The organism is Paenibacillus sp. FSL E2-0190 (genome assembly GCF_037992965.1).
GTDB lineage: Bacteria > Bacillota > Bacilli > Paenibacillales > Paenibacillaceae > Paenibacillus_AQ > Paenibacillus_AQ odorifer.
The window spans coordinates 481761-497317 of record NZ_CP150306.1 but is presented as its reverse complement, the minus strand read 5'-3'; the positions used below and the strand labels follow the sequence as shown (position 1 = coordinate 497317).

Annotated in this window: 13 protein-coding genes; 4 read left to right on the top strand and 9 right to left on the bottom strand. The window is 45.0% G+C overall.

What is annotated here, in order from left to right:
• The first annotated feature begins 40 nt into the window (after positions 1 to 40).
• Positions 41 to 1003, top strand: coding sequence for an L-lactate dehydrogenase (locus tag NST25_RS02185; protein WP_076124580.1), 963 nt, complete (start codon positions 41 to 43; stop codon positions 1001 to 1003).
• Positions 1004 to 1101: 98 nt separating this feature from the next.
• Here NST25_RS02185 and NST25_RS02180 read toward each other — a convergent pair whose 3' ends face one another.
• Entirely contained in the window at positions 1102 to 3144 is a 2043-nt protein-coding gene (locus NST25_RS02180) for a methyl-accepting chemotaxis protein (RefSeq protein ID WP_254848740.1), read from the bottom strand.
• A 180-nt stretch (positions 3145 to 3324) separates the two neighbouring features.
• Positions 3325 to 5568 carry a heavy metal translocating P-type ATPase gene (locus tag NST25_RS02175; RefSeq protein ID WP_076192751.1) on the bottom strand — a complete coding sequence of 748 codons (2244 nt, stop codon included), beginning with the start codon at positions 5566 to 5568 and terminating at the stop codon, positions 3325 to 3327.
• A 264-nt stretch (positions 5569 to 5832) separates the two neighbouring features.
• On the opposite strand from NST25_RS02175, the gene NST25_RS02170 reads away from it, so the two are divergent.
• Positions 5833 to 6594, top strand: a complete 762-nt coding sequence (locus NST25_RS02170) for a CPBP family intramembrane glutamic endopeptidase (protein WP_076124584.1) — start codon at positions 5833 to 5835, stop codon at positions 6592 to 6594.
• A gap of 453 nt (positions 6595 to 7047) precedes the next feature.
• On the opposite strand, the gene NST25_RS02165 is transcribed toward NST25_RS02170, so the two are convergent.
• From NST25_RS02165 to NST25_RS02135, 7 genes are all read right to left on the bottom strand, one after another.
• The gene (locus tag NST25_RS02165; RefSeq protein WP_036682656.1) at positions 7048 to 7413 is read right to left on the bottom strand and encodes a metalloregulator ArsR/SmtB family transcription factor; all 366 of its coding nucleotides are present in this window, start codon (positions 7411 to 7413) and stop codon (positions 7048 to 7050) included.
• 100 nt (positions 7414 to 7513) lie between these two features.
• A complete protein-coding gene (locus tag NST25_RS02160) occupies positions 7514 to 8248 on the bottom strand; it encodes an ABC transporter permease (RefSeq protein WP_076124586.1) in 735 nt (244 codons plus the stop codon).
• 1 nt (position 8249) lies between these two features.
• The gene (locus tag NST25_RS02155) at positions 8250 to 8966 is read right to left on the bottom strand and encodes an ABC transporter permease (protein WP_076124588.1); all 717 of its coding nucleotides are present in this window, start codon (positions 8964 to 8966) and stop codon (positions 8250 to 8252) included.
• A complete protein-coding gene (locus NST25_RS02150; RefSeq protein ID WP_038568451.1) occupies positions 8963 to 9874 on the bottom strand; it encodes an ABC transporter ATP-binding protein in 912 nt (303 codons plus the stop codon). Before NST25_RS02150 ends, NST25_RS02155 begins: the two co-directional genes overlap by 4 nt.
• 70 nt (positions 9875 to 9944) lie before the next feature.
• Entirely contained in the window at positions 9945 to 11372 is a 1428-nt protein-coding gene (locus NST25_RS02145) for a HAMP domain-containing sensor histidine kinase (RefSeq protein ID WP_076142063.1), read from the bottom strand.
• Positions 11369 to 12043, bottom strand: coding sequence for a response regulator transcription factor (locus NST25_RS02140; RefSeq protein ID WP_038568445.1), 675 nt, complete (start codon positions 12041 to 12043; stop codon positions 11369 to 11371). Before NST25_RS02140 ends, NST25_RS02145 begins: the two co-directional genes overlap by 4 nt.
• Positions 12044 to 12162: 119 nt before the next feature.
• Positions 12163 to 12582, bottom strand: coding sequence for a pyridoxamine 5'-phosphate oxidase family protein (locus tag NST25_RS02135; protein WP_038568443.1), 420 nt, complete (start codon positions 12580 to 12582; stop codon positions 12163 to 12165).
• A 160-nt stretch (positions 12583 to 12742) separates the two neighbouring features.
• Between NST25_RS02135 and NST25_RS02130 the strand changes: the two genes are divergently transcribed.
• Together NST25_RS02130 and NST25_RS02125 are read left to right on the top strand one after the other, a co-directional pair.
• Positions 12743 to 13963, top strand: coding sequence for an MFS transporter (locus NST25_RS02130; RefSeq protein WP_248549109.1), 1221 nt, complete (start codon positions 12743 to 12745; stop codon positions 13961 to 13963).
• Between the two features lie 72 nt (positions 13964 to 14035).
• Positions 14036 to 15487, top strand: a complete 1452-nt coding sequence (locus NST25_RS02125) for a hypothetical protein (RefSeq protein ID WP_076185225.1) — start codon at positions 14036 to 14038, stop codon at positions 15485 to 15487.
• Positions 15488 to 15557: the final 70 nt, after the last annotated feature.

Below are 15557 nucleotides of genomic sequence, written 5' to 3'. Positions count from 1 at the left end.
CTATACTGCGTATAACTTTTAGAGAGTGAGGACAAGGCAATTGAAAAGTAAATCGAGAAAAGTAGCCATCGTCGGGGCCGGAATGGTGGGTTCAAGCTGTGCTTACTCCATGGTTAATCAGGCCATTTGCGACGAAATTATGATGATCGACCGCACCTATGATCGGGCTATGGCACAAGCACTTGATCTCTCGCACTGTATGGATTTCACAAGCACACGCACAAAGGTGTATGCCGGAACCTATAGCGATTGTGCAAAAATGGATGTCGTTATCTTAACCGCTGGTGCTAATCCAACAGCCGGGCAGACCCGACTTGACGTATTGGAAGCCTCTGCGGTTATTACTCGAGAAATCATTACCAACATCATGGCTGGGGGATTTGATGGAATATTCGTAGTCGCCGCTAATCCGGTCGATATTGTCACTTATATGGTCTGGAAAATATCAGGTCTGCCTCGCCACAGAATTATTGGTACCGGGACCTCCATTGACTCGTCGCGCCTAAAAACCCTGCTCTCCGATGTGTTCTCCATTGACCCGCGCAGTGTTAATGGCTACGCCTTAGGTGAACATGGCGAATCCCAATTTGTAGCTTGGTCCCATGTAACAATTGGCGGCAAGCCTATTCTGCAAATTTTAGATCAGCATCGCGAGCGGTTCCCGCATTTGGATCTGGAGGATATCTCCCGCAAGACAAAAGATGCCGGCTGGGAAATTTTCACCCGTAAAGGCTCCACACATTTCGGGATTGGCAGCGCACTTGCCTACATTACCCGTTCGATCCTGAATGATGAGCACAAAATTATCGCCGTATCGGCCATTCTGGATGGAGAGTACGGACATAGCGGTGTATGCACGGGCGTGCCCGCCATCATAGGCAACACTGGGATTCAAGAGCTGCTGGAGCTTAATTTAAATACAGAGGAAACCCAGAAATTGAACCACTCCTGCAACATTGTACGTGCAGGCATCGAGAGCCTACAGCTGGAAGACAGCGTTTAATTCGTAAAAAAATCGCTACTTTGGGAATGGGTGAGATCACCCGCCAGCTCCCAGAGAGCGATTTTTGTATTATTAGGAGATGAATCTCAGTTTATCTCCTACTTTTTAAACTTTTCGATTTCTTCTTTCAGCACAGACATCACTTCATTAAGTGATTCCGCGGAGGACACGACATCCTTCATAATCTCTGTCTGCTCCGCTGAAGCTAAGGAGACCGCCTGAGCATTCTCAGCAGATTCTTTAGCTATTCCGAGCATATCGGATATAGAAGCCGTTATTTCTTCCGTGCCGGCTGACATCTCTTCATTAATTGCTGACACATCCTGTATTTGCGACGATACTTCACGGATCGAAGAACGGATATGATCAAAGGAAACACCGACGTTTTGCATTTTCCCCATTCCATCGCCAATTTCCTCAATACTCTTCTTCATGGAATCCGCTGCACTTGTTGTTGAAGACTGAATGCCGCCGATTAGCTCCACTATACTAATGATGGAGCTGTTCGTCCGCTCTGCTAACTTTTTCACCTCATTCGCAACTACACCGAAGCCACGACCATGTTCTCCAGCTCTGGCAGCCTCAATAGAAGCATTCAAAGATAATAAGCTTGTCTGATTGGATATCTCAGAAATTACATCCACAATTTGTCCGATTTGTTCCGATTGCTCACTTAATTTCCCAATCATCTCGGCAGTCTGATTAGCTGTGGAACTGATAACAGCCATCTGTTGCAGTGTAGATTGAATTTCCAAATAACCACTCTCTACTTCTGAGTTGACTGTCTCAGCCTGATCTGATACCGCTGCAGAGGACTCAGCAATACGTTGCAAACCTACGGCCATCTCTTCCGTTGCTCTTGCGGATTGCTCGGACCCTCTAAATTGCTCTTCCATTCCTTGAGCTACTTCTTGGATAACTGTGGCAACCTCTGCTGAAGTATAGGACGAACGTTGAGCCGATTTCAGCATTCCTTCTGAGGAATAAGTAACCTCCACTACTGTTGTATCAATCTTGTTGACAATACCGGAGAGTGTCTCAATCATATCATTGATATTTTGACTCATCTCGCCGATCTCATCTCCGGACTGCACTTTAACCCTCTCATTCAGATGACCCTCTGCCACCTTTTTCATAGTCGAGGAAATAGCTTTAATGGGTCTAACGATAAGACGAGTAAGGTACAGTGAAACAAAAATTATGACAAGTATAACTGCCAGTAAGATGAACATTGCTGTTCTTTGTGCAGAGGTCACTTTAGCAAAAACCTCTTTCTCCGGCACTGTTACAAGAAGCTTCAGATCAGTATCTGGAATTGTCTTAAAGTATGTAATGACTTTCTTACCATCTTCGCCCTTATAAGTTTCGGACCCCTCTTTGTTGCTCAAAATCTTGTCAACGACCTTCTGAAGAGCCGGCTCTTTAGCGTAATCGGTAATTTTTTTGCCCATACGACTGACGTCTGGATAAGTATAATACATGCCATCATTTGAGATTACATATCCAAATCCGGTATCCGCCATAGTAATTTCATTACTCATTTGGGCAAGAACTTCAGGAGTAATTGAGAAGACAATACCTCCCATAAATTGCTTATCCTTATCCATGACAGGAACTACGATTGGAATGATATATTTATCAAGCTGCTCCAGATAGGACATTTCCCCCAACACAGGCGCATGTGTTTCTTTCGCTTTCAAGAAATAGCTCGCATCTGCTACATTTGCGGTCATGTTCATCATATTGGTTAACTGGCCGTCTTTACTAATGACACTGTAACCTTCTGTCTCACTGTCACTTTCCTCCAGCACTTCTATCACAGGGAAGATACTTGCCGGATTTGTAAAATCGAACTCAGGATGCTGGGACACCAGATCCTTTACGGACGAGGTTTTGTTGGATAGCCACTCATCCATCCGGAATGTGTTCGTATTAATGGTGTCCTGCGCCATTTGCTCACTGTCTGTGCGTGTGACATTGCCGAAATAATCAAGTAAAAATATGGTCGCCACCATGAGCGGCACGATTGCAATAGCTAATATAACAGATGACCACTTAAGTTGAATTGACGTCGCTTTTCTCTTCGTTACATTTTTTCTCATTTTTTTCATCTTGTTTCCTTTCATTTCATTTTCATTCACGATGAAATAGCCTCCTCACTCCATTTGTTATAATATCTCCTGATGTGGATATATCTTCTATATCGGCAAAAATAGACAAATTCTTTGCTGGAGAATAAAAAAAATAAGCCCTAAGACCCCTAAAACCGGAATCCTAAAGCTTACTTTTGTTGAAATCATTTATTTAAACACCAAAGATTCTTAACCCTCGTCTTGCACTTTTAAAGCTCGGATACTGTTCAGTACGGCAAGTACGGTTACCCCTACATCTGAGAATACTGCCTCCCACATCGTGGCAATCCCAAATGCACCGAGCAGAAGGAATATAGCTTTTACACCTAAAGCAAAAATAATATTTTGCCATACGATGGCTCGAGTACGCTTGGCAATTCCGATAGCTACAGCAATCTTCGAAGGCTCATCGGTCATAATTACAATATCTGCTGCTTCAATGGCAGCGTCGGAACCAAGTCCTCCCATAGCGATGCCGACATCGGCTCTAGCCAGTACAGGAGTATCATTAATTCCGTCTCCGACAAAAATAATCTTCTCGCGTGGAGACTTATCACGATCCAGCTTCTCGATGGCCTCTACCTTATGCTGTGGTAAAAGCTCTGCGTGTACCTCATCTACCCCTAACTGCTTCCCTACATCTTCAGCTACGGCGGAAGCATCACCTGTCAGCATCACCGTCTTGCGTATACCCAGCTTTTTGAGGCGCTGAATGGCCTGCAGTGAGTCCTCCTTCACTTCATCAGCGATCACCAGATAACCTTCATATTGATGATCTACTGCAATGTGAACAACGGTACCGCTCTGCTCTGGGACCTCATAAGCAATTCCCTCACGCTCCATCAGACGTGCGTTACCTGCAAATACGGTCTTGCCTTCGATAGTTACTTCGATACCATGACCAGAGATTTCATTGTAATTGGAGATAGCTTCCTTAGAAATCTGTTCACCATAAGCCGTCCGAATCGACTCAGCGATCGGGTGATTGGAATGGCTCTCCGCATAAGCGGCTGTCCGCAGTAATTCATCCTTAGATTTGCCACCCGACGGATAAATCCCCGTAACCTTAAACTGTCCCTTGGTCAACGTTCCTGTTTTATCAAAGACAACTACCTTCACATCATTTAGGGCTTCCAGGTAGTTGCTTCCCTTAATCAGAATACCGCTGCGTGAAGCTGCACCAATCCCTCCGAAGAATCCCAGTGGAATCGAGACCACAAGCGCACAAGGACAAGAGATTACGAGGAATACAAGTGCACGGTAAATCCAATCCGAAAAAGTCGCACCACTGATCAGCAGTGGAGGAACGATGGCCAGCAGAACTGCTGTGATCACTACTACAGGCGTGTAGGCACGTGCAAATTTAGTAATAAAGTTCTCGGTTTTAGCTTTGTTGCTTGATGCATTCTGCACTAGCTCCAGTATTTTGGATACGGCCGATTCTCCAAAGGTCTGAGTAACTTGCACAGTAATTACGCCGTTCCGGTTAATAAAACCACTTAACACCGCACTTCCTGGACCAGCTGATCGTGGTACCGACTCTCCAGTAAGTGCAGATGTGTCCATCATGGCGTTACCTTCAAGTATTGTTCCGTCAAGGGGTACCTTCTCACCGGGTTTAACAACAATCAAATCTCCGATGGCTACTTCCTCAGGTGAGACCTTCTTCAGATCATTTCCAAGCTTGAGATAGGCAAACTCGGGGCGAATATCCATAAGTGCCGTAATAGATCGGCGTGAACGATTCACAGCCAGACCTTGGAACAGTTCTCCAATCTGGTAAAACAGCATTACTGCCACGCCCTCTGGATACTCACCAATCGCAAATGCACCGATAGTTGCCAGAGCCATCAGAAAATTCTCATCAAACACCTGGCCACGGATGATGTTCTTAACCGCCTGCCAGACAACTTCACCACCCACGATAAGATAGGCTGCCAAAAAGATCAGCAATTCAACTACTCCATTCACGGGCAGGAATATCCCAGCTAGAGCCAGAATTCCACCAGCGCCTAACCGCAGCAATATTTTGCGTGTATCACCTTCCCCGTGCTCGTGAGTATGACCATGACCTTCAGCATCCTCATGACCATGATGATGTCCAGCAGCTTGATGGCCGTGCTCATGACCATGCTCGTGATCATGCGTATGTTCATGAGCGCCACTATTGCGCGCCTTGTGATTGCCCCCAACCTTCTCTTTCACATTTACGTGGGGCTCAAGTGCCTTCACCGTCTTCTTCGCTTCTACAATCGCTGACTCCTCATACCCTGCGGCAGTTTCCAACGTCATTGTTTTTGTTACAAAATTAACGGAACAAGACGATACACCTTCAATCTTCTTCACCTTATCTTCAATTTTCATCGCGCAATTGGCGCAATCCAAGCCTTCTAATTCCCACTGACGTTTTAATTTTCCTTGCATTGTATCCATACGGCACATCTCCTCAAATAAAAACCATATATGAGCACTTGTTCATATGTTATCTTAGCCCTATTATATTCCCTTTATATTTCAAGGTCAATACGCGATATACACCATTTTTCTACATTATCTTAAAAATTAAATCAATTGACCTTTACGTGAAAATATGTAAAATCATGTATGACCCAAAGTAAGTTTCTTACATACGAATGACCCCATTATCAATGAAGCTCGATGGGCAAATGATTTACACAGAAGGGATGAATTTAGAACATGTCAAAGCTAGCCAAAACGTCTTCTTTTTCACAGAAACACCCTATTTGGAGCGTAGTTATTATCGAGGTGTTATTACTTGTAGCCGTAACTGCCGCCGGGGCTTACGCAACAATTAAGGAACTTGCGTACACCGCCCCTGTACTTATCTCCTTCATCCCAATCGCGCTTGTACTCATCATCTACTTTACAGTTAAGCGCAAATGGAGCACGCTTGGCTTCCGACCTCTAAACACCATATCCTCGGGCAACTGGATCTATTATGCCCCGCTAGTAGTGGTCCTGATTACCATATCCTTTAAGGGATTTCGTGAGATCAGTGCATCTGAGGTACTGTTCTTTATCTTCTTCACCCTGCTGGTCGCTTTTGTGGAGGAAAGTATCTATCGCGGTTTGATTTTTAAGACCTTGCTTCCTAAAGGGGCTAAAACAGCAGTGATCACTTCAAGTATTCTTTTCTCTATTACCCACTTACTTAATGCATTATCCAGCACAGATATCACACAAATTCTTCTACAACTCGTATATGCGCTTCTGATCGGTTTTGCGCTAGCCTTGTTGATGCTAAAAAATAATAATATTCTTCCGCTGATATCCTTTCACTTTATACATAATTTAATTCAGTTTGTGGGCAACGATAATACGAGTGAATACATGGGAATCGATCTATTTATCCTGCTAGTGCTTGCTGTGCAATGTGTCTGGCTAGTGTTGTCCTTTAGAAAACCAAACCTAACGAAGAACCTAAATCAAGCCAGCTAATAAGCTAAATCCTTACTTCGAAATACAAGGCTTCAGTGGATTTAAACGCATTGGTTAACCCCGACGCAGCCTGGTTTAATTGGGATGCTACTTAGTTTAGTTGAGATGTTACTTAGTTAAGCTGAGATGCCACTTAGCTTCATTAGAGCAATATTTGTCGCAAACCACACAGCTAACGGACCCAATTGACACTAAAAGCAGTATTATCCCCGGTTTAGCATATTATCGGACCCCATAGGCGCTATTGGCATGAAAAAGAGCAAAATAAGACCTCTTTCTAAAGAATAACTGCACTGAGGTCCGCAACTCTGCTCAAAAAGCGATTATTGTGCAAATAACGTCAGCTGGGTCCGTAAGCTGTAGTGGATGGTTGGGACTCGTCGGCATAATAAAAAGAGGGACTCCCAAAAGCCATTCAATGGCTGCTGGGAGTCCCTCTTTTTTTGCAACTAGCTATTCGTGTCGGACATGCTCGTGGGTCTGCAAAAAGATCTGCTCCACATGCGCATCGTTCAGCGAATAGAATACCGTTTTCCCCTCTTTACGCCGCTTCACGATCCGTAGATTCCGTAAATAACGGAGCTGATGGGATATCGCAGATTGGCCCATATCAAGGATCACGGACAAATCATGTACACATAATTCTTGCTGTGACAAAGCGTAAATGAGCCGCACTCGTGTTGGATCACCCAACGCTTTGAACATTTCTGCCATTTTATCAGTAATCCCACGGTCTGGCAGGATCAATGCAATGGATTCCGGTTCAAGCTCTGAACCCTTGCATGTATTGTCGCAGTCCTCTAATGCCGTTGGCTCCATGCTCTCGCCCTCCTCCATCTTAGCTAATTATATTCTTTAATTATAAGAAAAACAGCACGGGATGTCCATTGAGGAGGAGTTTATAGCCTCTGATTGTGAATTAGACTGCTTTACGATAAAAGGAGATTAGTCCTGCGGCAAAAAAGACAATCAAGCTTCCTCCCACTATCATCATCAGTGTCTCTAAAGGCAGATTAAAGGCACCAAATCCGTCATCACCATAATGACTCATGGCCAACAACGGCTGTACCCAAGGATAATAGGGGCCGTAGGTTGAAGAATTAGCGATCAGTATATTGGGAATGGTCAGACTCACATTCAGCGCCAGCGGTGCGCCAAAACTGCTCCAGCTTTGCGAGATCGCCAGCTGCAATGCGGCGAGAGGTAGACAGGCTACAAAGCCGCCAAATACTGATTTTAGCAGTTGCGCCCAAGGGATTGGATCTGGAGCCCCTTGGAACAAGCCCATTCCCAGCACCATAACGAGGAACGTTATTTGCACAGCTGCCAGCAATCCGATGATCATCACATATTTTGAGAGATACACCGACAACCGGGTTACAGGCAGAGACAACAATAGCTTCCAACCACCGTCATGATGCTCATAACGACAGATCAGGGCCGCAAAAATGCCTGAAAGCACAGGCAGAAACAGCAAAGCATGCATCATTGACATCACACTTAACAGCAGCTCCCAAGACATCTTCTCACCTTGATTATCCGATAACAATCCGGGAACCAGTGATAAAACCGGACTTCCTATGACTAAAAGCCAAACATATGATTTAGACATTTTTAATCGCTCTGAGGACAATACTCTCCAAAATGACATCATCTTAATCCACATCCTTTCGAGCGAAATGCACTGCACCCGGCAAAAACACCAGCATTCCCAGCAGCAGACCCGCACCGCTGAACAAAAGGCGATTAGAAGAGTCCCACGCCAAATATGGCCATGTTAAAGGCACCCACTCCGAAAGGAACATGGAGAAAAATGACGTCAAAGATAATGTGATCCCCAGGGCAACTGGCAGTGTCTGATTACGATTAGCCAGAGAAAGCCACAGCTGTAGCGCGATGACCGGCAGAGCCGCAATATAGGACATAAAGCCAATCCGCACTACATCCACATAAGGAATAAGATCCGCTTTGAAGCCCAAAATAAGCCCTAAAACAACTATCCCCACTGAGAGCAACAAGCAGGAAACTGCCACTAGCAGCAGACAGAGCATTAACTTAGCCATAAACACTGAGGTACGAGAGATAGGCAGTGCCAAGAGCTGCTTCCATGAACTCATCTGATGTTCGACATTTGCAATCAACGAGCATACTAAAGTGCCTCCCAGAAAAAGAGCTGTGGGCACAAACCCGGACACATTATCCAGAAGTCCTCCCCATAAATCCGCGCTATACTGCTGACGCAGATAATCATAACGAAGGCCAAAGTTAAGGCCCTGCATGGCTACTAGACCAATCGGTCCTAGAAACACTAGAAACCAAATTCCTTTGCCGCGGATTTTAAGCCAATCCGCTGACAACGCCCGCCACATCATGATTCCCCGCCTCCCACAACCTGTAGGAAGAAGTCCTCAAGCGATTGTCTCCGCTCCTCTACACGATAGACAGCGTGCCCATTCTCTACCAAAGCCTTGACTAGCAGCGCTACTCTTGCATCGTTCATTCTTGAAAAAATCAGTTTTTGCTCTTGTAGTGTCCCTTCATACCCCCGGCCTCCAGCGAGACGTAACGCAGACTCTGGTTCCGAAACCGCAAGGCGTATCTCGCCAGCAGCCTGTTGTTGCAGATTAGCTATTGTATCTTGGTATACCATTTGCCCTTGGCGAATAATACCCACGGTATCTGCCATTTGTTCAATTTCACTAAGCAGGTGACTGGATACTACAACCGTAATTCCTTGCTCCTGTGGCAAACGTTTGATAAGCCCACGAATTTCCTGAATCCCTGACGGGTCGAGTCCGTTCGTTGGCTCGTCCAGAATAAGCAGCTCTGGATTCCCTAGCAAGGCAGCTGCGATACCGAGTCTCTGCTTCATCCCGAGGGAGAACCCTTTGACCGGACGTCTCTCTTCCCCGGTTAGAGAAACAATATCTAGCACCTCAGCGATTCGTGACTTCGGAACATCCAGAATGCGGCGGATCGCTTCGAGATTGTCCACAGCACTCAGATGCCCATAATACGAGGGGGATTCGACAAGCGACCCTACCTTCCGTAAAATTTGCAGCTTATTCTTCCGAAGATCCTGGCCGAACACTTCAATTTTTCCAGATGTCGGTGTAATTAGGCCAAGCAGCATACGGATTGTTGTAGTTTTCCCAGCTCCGTTTGGGCCCAGAAAACCATAAATCTCTCCCTTACGGATATTTAAATTCAAATTTTCTACCGCAGCCCGGCCACGATATTTTTTCAATAAATCCTTAGTTTTAATCACTGTTTCTTCCATGTTCTTCACCTCGGTATACAGCATAACGTCCCAAGGTTAAGAACAAGGAAGTGCCAAGTTTAAGTTTTGTTTAAATTTCACGACGCGGATCAAAGATTACAATAGAAGTGCCTTTGCCTGTGCTCTCCACAACCCATTCCAGCTCCATATGCTTCATCAAAAGATCGACGATAGACAATCCCAAACCTGCCCCCTTGTAATCGGATGGACTCTGAATGCCTCGACCATGATCCGCAATAATTATGGCACGTTGTTCATTACGTTGCTCCGTTGAGATCCCGACATAATGCCCGCTGCTGGCATGTCGTACAATGTTTTGATACAAATTATCGAGAATACGGCGGAACCAGACCTCATCCACCCTCCAGAATAGCGGTTCGGCTTCCAGGTTAATATCAATATCGAAGCCCTCTTTTTCCCATACGGGGTACCAAGCAGCCGCACTTTCCCGTAACAAGCGTAAAACATCTTTACGTTCCAGCTTTAAGGTTACCCGTCCACTATTGAGCAGATTGTAAGATAAAAGATTCTCGATCAGGACGCTAAGATCCGCAATACGCTCATCCATAAGCTGTAAGGACTGCTTACCTTTTGAGGTCAGATCCTCTTTGGTCATAACATGGATATGGCTGCGAATGACGGTTAGGGGTGTGCGTAAATCGTGAGATAAATTCGAGACTAGACGCTTACGCAACTCTTCCTCTTCTATTTCCCTGCGTCGGCTTTCATCCAGTTTAGTTACCATCGTATTAAAAGCTTCCTCCAAGCGACCGATCTCGTCCAGTTTTCCTGTCACTATAGACTTAGGCATTCTATCCGGGCCTGTGATCGTCATCGCGGTTTGCAGTTGCAGCAGCCGTTTGCGAATTTTTCTAAAGAACATCCATGAAACCAGAGCGAACCCTCCAAAAAGGGTAAATAACACAAAGTTATACCAAGCCCAAGCCCCTAATCCCCCATAAGCCCCTTTGTTCAGCAGCTTGCTTGGAATTTGCATCACCATAAATCCCTTGTCTGCCTCCACTTTGTCCCCCACGAAAGCAACGATGGCTAAAGGATCACGATTCGTACTTTCTTTCATAAATGAAATAGCCTCAGCCGCAGTCCACTGATCAGGAACTTCAGGGTAAATCTTATCCTTATCCCCTTCTTCAGGCGTGAGAATCAACTGGGTTTTTCCCTGCCCGTCTACCCAAAACATAGTAGCCTCAGTGTATTTTCGACTCAATTCATGCAGCCGCTGATTTATGGCTTCCGAAGAAGCATTTTCTAAGTGAAGTGCCTCTTTATGCCACATAGTCTCCAGCGGTGCAATATTCGAATACAGGGATGTATCTACAGGCGGGGCACCTTTGGTCACTTCGTTAAGAATATTGTAGCCAACAAAAGACAACGGAAGGACCACAGGGATAAATAGCAGTGCAGATACGATAATTAGCAAATACCCTGATAACAAAGAGGAATTACGTTTCTTGCGAATGCGCTCTAATCCTCTCATGCTCTTACCCGGTAGCCGATCCCACGGACAGTTTCGATAATTTCCGGATTACCCGGATCAAGCTCCAGCTTTTCACGCAAATAACGAATATGTACCATCAGAGTTTTATCTCCTTCGATATAAGCCTCACCCCACACGGCCTCGTAGATCTGCTCCTTCGTCATAATTTGGTTAAGATGACGCAGCAAATAGGAAAAAATCTGAAATTGCTTACCTGTAAGCATGATTTCTTCCTGAGTCTGAGCATTCATTACGCGGTTATCCCCTTCATATACGACTAGATGTTTAAGTGTGAGCGAATCCTGAACAGATGCCCCATTCCTTCGGAGCAGCACCTCAATTCGAGCGGCCAATTCATCCGGATGAAAAGGCTTGGTCAAATAATCATCTGCGAACTCCAAACCTTGCAGCTTATCATCAATAGAGGTCCGGGCGGAAAGCATCAAAATGGGCAGCTTAGGGTAAGAACGTTTCAAACGTTGCCCGATCGTAAACCCGTCCAGACCTGGTAGCATAACATCGAGAATAGCCAGTTGGCAGGCACCGGCTTCTTCCATTGCTCCTTCGCCGCTCCGTAACCAGCGGACACTATATCCTCTTTCGCTTAAATCAGCAGACACTACACTGCCAATTTCACGATCATCTTCAATATATAACAGAGTAACGCTCATGTAGCTTTAGCTCCTCCCCGATATGAATACCTAAAAAGTTGAAGTCATTATAACACATCAAACAGCCCTCCTACCCCATATGGGATAGGAGGGCTGTTTGATCAATTCAAAGCTATAGCTTACGGCTGCCATACTCCATGCTCTTTATTGCTGCCTACATACTCAATACGTGTTGGAGTAAGCTCCAAAATTACATAATTAGGATCATCAGGTCCTGTAAACCATGGCTCCAGCTCTTTATTCCATACCTTGGAGCGCAAGCCTTCATCCTTAGAGACGGTAGCAGTTGCTTCAATCTCCAGCACATCTTTGCTTCCGCCTGCCTCATAGCCAAGCAGTACAAAAGCATTCGGATTATCGGATAACTCCTCCACTTTATGAGTTTTGCGATTTGTAGCCAAATAAATTCTCAAACCCTCATGGAAAATGGCCATATAACGTACTTTCGGCTTATTTCCTTCTTCGATCGTACCAAAGGAACCGAACTTGTTGTCATCCAATGCCTTAATAATGAGTTGCTCCAGTTGTTTGTTATCCATTACGTAAATCTCTCCCTTCAAGCATGTAAACAAAAGTTTATATATCCAAGCTCACCGTTTGGATTTATCATAACAATGGTGCTTATTATAATGTACCCTTCAGGTTCACATTGAATCCGACCTTACCTCATAAACTACTTCAAGATAAGGAGCTTACTTCGTGAAAAAACTGATTTGGATCGGCTGTCTTTCCTACTTCGTTATCGGTCTGGCACATGTTGTGCTGGGATCTATTCTGCCCGTTCTACTGCAACATTATGATCAAAATTATAGTGCTGGCGGTGAATTAATCTTTAGTCAATTCGCTGGTTTTTTAGCAGGTGTGTTGGTCTCTCCCCTGCTTAATCGCCGCTTCGGAAAACGTGGAGGCATCCTCATTGCCACCAGTCTTCTACTAGTTGCAGAAATTGCCTACGCCTTTCTACCGCCTTGGGGCTGGATGTATGTTATCGCTGTTGCCGCAGGTTTTGGTTTCGGGATGATCGAAGCTGTTATCGGCACCATTATTATTGGTGCTGTAACCGAAGGAACTGCTATTGCAATGAGCCGGCTTGAAGTGCTATTCGGGATAGGCGCACTCGTGATGCCGCTTATCGCCAGTCCGCTCATTGCTGCCGGAGCGTGGAGATTGGCCTTTCTAATCGTCGCTGCCTTCTCCTTAATTTCTCTTATCCTCTGGACAAGAGGGCATTTCGGTAATCTACAACGAATGCTGGATGAACGCGCCTCTGTCCAAGGAGCAGACAATTCGCAATCCTCAAGCTCACGTTCTAACAAAAAATTTCCGTATAAAGGTAAGCAATGGATTCTGTTAGGGATCTTCATCGTTTTCTTTTTTCTTTATGTAGGCACAGAGATGAGTTTAGTCAACTTTATGCCGGCTATCTTTATTGCCAAGCTAGGGATGACGGAGTCTGCCGCAGCACTGACAGTCACTTTCTTTTGGCTGGCGATGTCTACAGGAAGATTGTTTGCGGGTGTAATTGCCGAAAAAATATCTTATCGCGTGTACATTCTCAGCAGCTGTTTACTAACCTTGTTACTGCTGACACTCTTTCCGTTCACTGACAATCGAATGGCTGCTTTCATTGTAATTCTGCTGCTGGGGCTGTTTATGTCCGGTATTTTCTCCATTGCTTTAGTCTACTCCAGCAAAATGCTGCCTGGCACCGAAGAGTCAACACCCAGCATTATGATTGCTTCCGGAGGTGTTGGCGGTGCTTTGCTACCTCTGTTTATGGGCTGGTCTATGGACCATTTAGAAGTGGCACAAACAGCCGGATTACTGGCCGCTTTTGCCGCCTTCTTGTTTCTGCTAAGCATTGCCGCATGGAGGTTCCAGTCCATGCAAGCGTTGAAAGGAAAGAGTTCCCGTATTTAGAACAGTATCAACGTTATCCTTTTAGGGTAATGTGATCTATAAGCATATTCTGAGCACAAGGATGGACGATGAATGAATGAGTCTTCAACTGAGCCTTTGTTACATACTGCGCTCATGCAGTTTATATTTCCCTTTTCTATAAAAAAGGGCGATTCTAAGCAGCTTATCCAGCAATTACAGGACGACGGCTTCACACGTTTTTTTCTGGATAATAAAGAGCTTGAAGCTGCCTATTACGGAGATGGCTACTGTGTTTCCCATGAACGAATGGAGCGCACCTATTTACCGTTTGCTGCACATGTCCTTTTTCCACGCAGGAAGGATGCCGACTCGTTTCGCCGTTTTTCCAGAGTAAATAATCTCGACTGCATTCTGGAGATTCCGCAGCAATCTATATTTTTCAAAATTCTCTCGACGGATATATTCATATGTCCTTTTCAGCTTGGATTCGTGACGATACGTGTCCAGCTGGAGGGGGATTCAATTCCCTTTAGTATTGCCCTAGAATTCGCGGATCGTTTCCGTGCGCTAGAGAATACCTTCATACAGGATGATTACACTTATATTCATTGCGGGGAACAGACCTATGAGATGGTAGAGGATTTTGTCTTCCGAAATTTGGTGGATGGACTGGAGCCATATCTGGATCAATCGGATATCAATGGGGCTTATTTCGAGACCCTTCCTTTTTTCGTAGATGAAAGAATGCAGGTGCAAGCTTTTTACGGCTTTCAGAATGAAGAAAGCTCTGATGAGATTAGTGTAAATCTACGCTATCGCGCCTCACAGCTTGATGGAATTAATCTGAACGGAAAGCCCTATGCCAGTGCCAGCGATCCAGCGTATATTGCAAACTATTGTCATGAGCATTCCTATAATCGCTGGGGTCCAGACACATATTATATGATGAATGAGCAAACCTTTTGCTGCATGACCCGCGCTGAACAGGAGATTGCTGTTAGTCTAGCCAACCAGATGTACGGGCAATATTATTACGGATTTTTACTCAATATTTTCCACAAAATCGTTCTGCTAAAGCTCGCCAATATGCACTCCCGACTTCGGATTAATCATGATTATGAGGAAATAGACAATCTAATCTACTCCATCAATAAGTTCTCGGCAAAGTTCTACTTCTTGGAGTTGATTTCCCAGTCGCAGGGCCGGGAGATATTTCTTCAGCTGCGTAAAGTATACGGAAACGACGCTTTGTTCGAGGAAGTGAAAGAAACCTTAAATGACCTGTTTCAGTATCAGGATAAGTTTCAGTCCAAGCGACGGGATAATCTGCTGATGATTCTTACTGTATTTACGGTAGTAAGCGGGATTTACGGCATGAATCAGGTCATTGACGATCTGGATGGAAAGATTCAATGGAGTAAAATGATTGGTTATTCTCCCTTTGAATTTCTTGCCCTCTTCGTGATCATGAGCGGGATTCTGATCAGCGTTGTCCTCACGCTAGGGGCGCTGGTTAGTGAGCTTAAACGGCGTCACCGCAAGAAATATAAAGATCTAGACTAGCAAAAAAGAAACTACTTGATTGGAAAAATTCAGGAGTGCACTACTAGACATTCCGAGTACAGCCGTCTAT